The following is a 3,945-nucleotide window of genomic DNA, read 5'->3' on the forward strand; positions in this document are numbered from 1 at the left end:
CCACCGGGTAACGCCGTCCCCGGCGATTGCGACGTCCGTAATGCCCATATCCAGATGATCGCCGTCCGCGGCCGGATCGCCTGGCAGAAGGCAACAGGCTACGGTCAGGGTTCCCGCGTTGAAGCCCAGAACGGCCGCTACAAGCAGGTGATCGGACCCGCGCTACGAGGCCGAAATATGGAGAGCCAAAAACTCGAAACCGTGATCGCCGTCAATGTCTTGAACCGAATGACCGACCTCGGTCGCGCGGCCTATGAGCGTGTCATCTGGTCAGGCTGGAAAAGGGGGAGCTGCGACCAGCGAATGGTTTATGCAACACGGTCCGCGGATCCGATCACGCGGTCATTTCGAGGGCGTAGCTGCGCCACAGATCGAAGGCATCTGATCTGGCGTGGCGGTAAGAGATGGCTGAAAGTCGGTAGCGGCGGGGTCTGAATATCACATTGATCTGGTCATGGGCGGAGAGGAAGCGCTGCGCTTGCCTGACCGACTTGAACCGTCCCATGAGCTTTTCTCGTTTCCGCGTTGGTCGGTGCGAGCCCTCAATACGGTTATTCAGGCCCTTATGAGCCCGGTGATCTGCGTCTGGAGCCAGCTGGCGGATCGGTTTGATATAGCTCCGCAATTTGTCCGTGACGATAACGCGAGGCTGGCCAAACCGGGCGATCAACTGTTTCAGAAACCGCCTGGCTGCCTTGGCGTTTCGCCTTGGCTGCACCAGAATGTCGAGCACATCGCCGTTCCCGTCCACGGCCCGCCATAACCACATCTTGATGCCGTTGATCGGGACGGGGACCTCATCGAGGTGCCACTTATCTGACGCTGCGGGCCGGTCGCGCTTGATGCAATGCGCGAAATGCCGACCAAACCGGTTCACCCATTTCCGAACGGCTTCCCGGCTGACGATGACGCCTCGCTCGGCGAGCAGATCCTCTATATCCGCCGTGCTCAGCGCGAACCGATGACAGGCCCAAACGGCGTAGGCGACGACTTCACGGGGAAAACGGTAGCCCTTCAGGCGCGGCATCTCAGCTGGTACATCCATGGCGACCGGCTAAACACCCTCGGGTGCGTCTGCAAGTTGGCAATCCGAAGTGGACAAGTCAACGTTTGTCCGCAAGTGTATCGATAAAAGTTGACCTAAATATTTCATTTGATCCGAAGTTGAAAAGGGGTCTCGCATGGCTGAACCTGACACTGAACTCACCGTACCTCTTCAGGAACAGTCTGACCTTCTTTACTTCGACTTCAACCTTGATGGTGTCGAAGATATCATACAGATTAGGCGAAGTGACAGCGTTTGGACGGGCACACAGTTTTTAGACATATGGTCTGTGGAATTTTGGGAAGTGGGATCTCTGTCAGACCCCGGATTTTCACATCCTGATGATGTAGCAATATTACATCCAGTAACCGTCGAAGCCGTAAAATATTTAGCGTCGGCCGATTTCAATAAAGATCTTTATAATGATGTCAAACGACCTCATGATTACGCCCAAACACTCACCCTTGCAGACGATCTCAATAGTGATGGTTATGTCGATCTTCAGTTTAGCGTTGGCTTCAACTATGAAGATCCCTTATATGGAAGTCGGTATGAATATCTTACTGAAAACGGCATAGAGTTTGCAGGCTATATTCTTGATAACGGGCGTTATCAAGATCACACTGATGATTTTTACGGAGACCCTCCTCATCAACTGTCAGAGATAATACAGGCTTTTGAGCGTGTTATCTCTGGTTCCGTTGATCTCGACGAAGACGGCGCACTGGAGAAATTCGCAGTCCTAGATTTTCAAAGTCGATCCTGGGGAAGCCTATATGATGGTGATAGTAATATAATCGAGAGTTGGGATCGTCAACAATCTGCAAATTATGTGGAACTCTATGAATTCGATGATCAACTGGCGATTTGGCGGGACTCTGAGGAATATCCCAATACCCCTGTACCCCTAGCTTACGATAATGTTTGGGGACTGATACCGACCCTCATATTTGATTCCGATGATCCTCTGAACGTCGAACAGGTGATGTCGACGCTGTCGAGGCTTCCTGGATATGGTACGCAGGGGTTTTACGAGGGCCTGTCTTCCTATGATTGGTACACAGCGTATCATGACTGGTATACGGGGCCCGGAGGCTCTGTCGATTATGATGCGATGTTCCTGTTCGCCAATTCGATAAATGCTAACCAGGATCCGACCTTCCAGCTGGGCATGACTCAAGCGTTGCTGCAGGACGCACTCGACAGTCGCGGTGGATCGATCAGCGTTGATCTTGATGAGTTCATCACAGACCCAGACCCCACTGGAGACCCGCTGACCTACAGCGCGATTGATTTGCCGGCAGGTCTCATTCTGGACAGTTCGACGGGCGTTGTCAGCGGCGCCTCCGAAGAAACCATGACGACCAGTTTCATGGCCGATGACGGGAGAGGCGGAACTTTTACGACCACTGTCTCATTCAGCTTACCGGGGCTTGACGGCATCGTCGATGGCACCGCAGGAGGCGACGTTATCACGACCAATTTCGTCGATGCTTACGGTGATACCCTGACCTTTAGCAAAGTGGATCACAAGGTGCTTGGCTATGAGGGAGACGATTATATCGGTATCGCCAAAGGCATTGGCATCGAAGTGTCCGGCGGCGCGGGCAATGATGTGATCCGCATAAACTCCGCAACTGGAACTGCCTCGGGCGATGGGGGAAACGATACGATCCACACCGGGGTGCGGTCCATGGTGGTCGACGGTGGCACCGGCGATGACATGCTAATCGCGAATATGTGCTACGGCGCCAAGCATACGTTGACGGGTGGTGAGGGTGCCGATACCTTCGTTTTCACGGCAGCTTCGACGCGGAAGATGAGCGTCGCGACTGTGACTGATTTTGATCCAGAACTCGATACTCTGGTCATCGAGGGCGAGGTTGTGGATCTATCCAGGGCTTGGCTCTATGACTTCCGTAGCATCACCACAACAGCCGGCGGCGACCGGGTGCTCGGCTACGGAGATAACGATGAAATCGTGATCAGCAATCTGATCGATGTTGATGATCTGTTATATCAGTTCTGATTCTGGCGCAGATTGCGCGATATCCCGGTTGCTAAACCTCACAACACTCTGAAAGATTGAGACAAGTTCTGTTAGGGTCGTAGGATGAATTTTGGCTACGTGCGGCAATCTCACGGAGCGTGTTGCACGGGATTGCCAACTTGCAGACGCACCCGAGGCTGTTTAGCCGGTCGCCATGAATGTCCCAGCTGAGATGCGCGCCTGAAGGGCTTGTCTTATGACTGCCCTCGGCTCCTTTGCGATAAGGGAGCCGCTTCCCGGCTCCCCAAACATGCCGGGAAGCGGCGGGGGACGGATCGGGAATGGGTCGGCCGTTCTGGGCCGTGCGGTAGTGTGATCGCCCCGAGCGTGTTGCATGGACCAAGCTGAGGGCGCATTTGCCGCTTTCCCAGTCTGATCAGATGACACGCTCATGGGCCGCGCGACCGAGGTCGGTCATGCGGTTGAGGGYTTTGACGGCGATCAGGGTCTCGGTTGTTTGGCTCTCCATATTTCGGCCTCGTAGCGCGGGCCCGATCACCTGCTTGTAGCGGCCGATCTGGGCTTCGACACGGGAGCGCTGACCGTAACCYGTTGCCTTCTGCCAGGCGATGCGTCCGTGGTCGGCGATCATCTGGATATGGGCATTGCGGACGTCGCAATCGCCGGGGACGGCGTTACTCGGCGGCGGAATGATCACCTCCACATCCGGCCCGAAGGCTTCCTGTATCATCGCCGTCGGCGGCGCGCCGTCATAGGCGCCATCGCCGAGGAAACGGCACACAACCTCCGCCACCTGAGCCAGCAGCTCGGGCAGCGCGCCGGGATCGCCGACATGCTCAGTGGTCAGGTTTGAGGTGACGATGTGACCGCTCCCCGGGTCGAGGCCGAT

3 protein-coding genes are annotated in these 3,945 nt (G+C 55.4%); 1 reads left to right on the forward strand and 2 read right to left on the reverse strand.

Going from position 1 to position 3,945, the window contains the following annotated elements; all coding sequences use genetic code 11:
- Positions 1 to 334: 334 nt before the first annotated feature.
- Positions 335 to 1,045, reverse strand: coding sequence for an IS6 family transposase (locus FEV53_RS19715; protein WP_142836353.1), 711 nt, complete (start codon positions 1,043 to 1,045; stop codon positions 335 to 337).
- Between the two features lie 136 nt (positions 1,046 to 1,181).
- Here FEV53_RS19715 and FEV53_RS19720 point away from each other — a divergent pair, with 136 nt between their 5' ends.
- A complete protein-coding gene (locus FEV53_RS19720; RefSeq protein ID WP_142836354.1) occupies positions 1,182 to 3,074 on the forward strand; it encodes a putative Ig domain-containing protein in 1,893 nt (630 codons plus the stop codon).
- 397 nt (positions 3,075 to 3,471) lie between these two features.
- On the opposite strand, the gene FEV53_RS19725 is transcribed toward FEV53_RS19720, so the two are convergent.
- Positions 3,472 to 3,945, reverse strand: a 474-nt coding sequence (locus tag FEV53_RS19725; protein WP_185962355.1) for a transposase, incomplete at its 5' end; no start/stop codon positions are given.

Origin of the sequence: Palleronia caenipelagi (assembly GCF_007004065.1) — a bacterium.
GTDB classification, from domain to species: domain Bacteria; phylum Pseudomonadota; class Alphaproteobacteria; order Rhodobacterales; family Rhodobacteraceae; genus Palleronia; species Palleronia caenipelagi.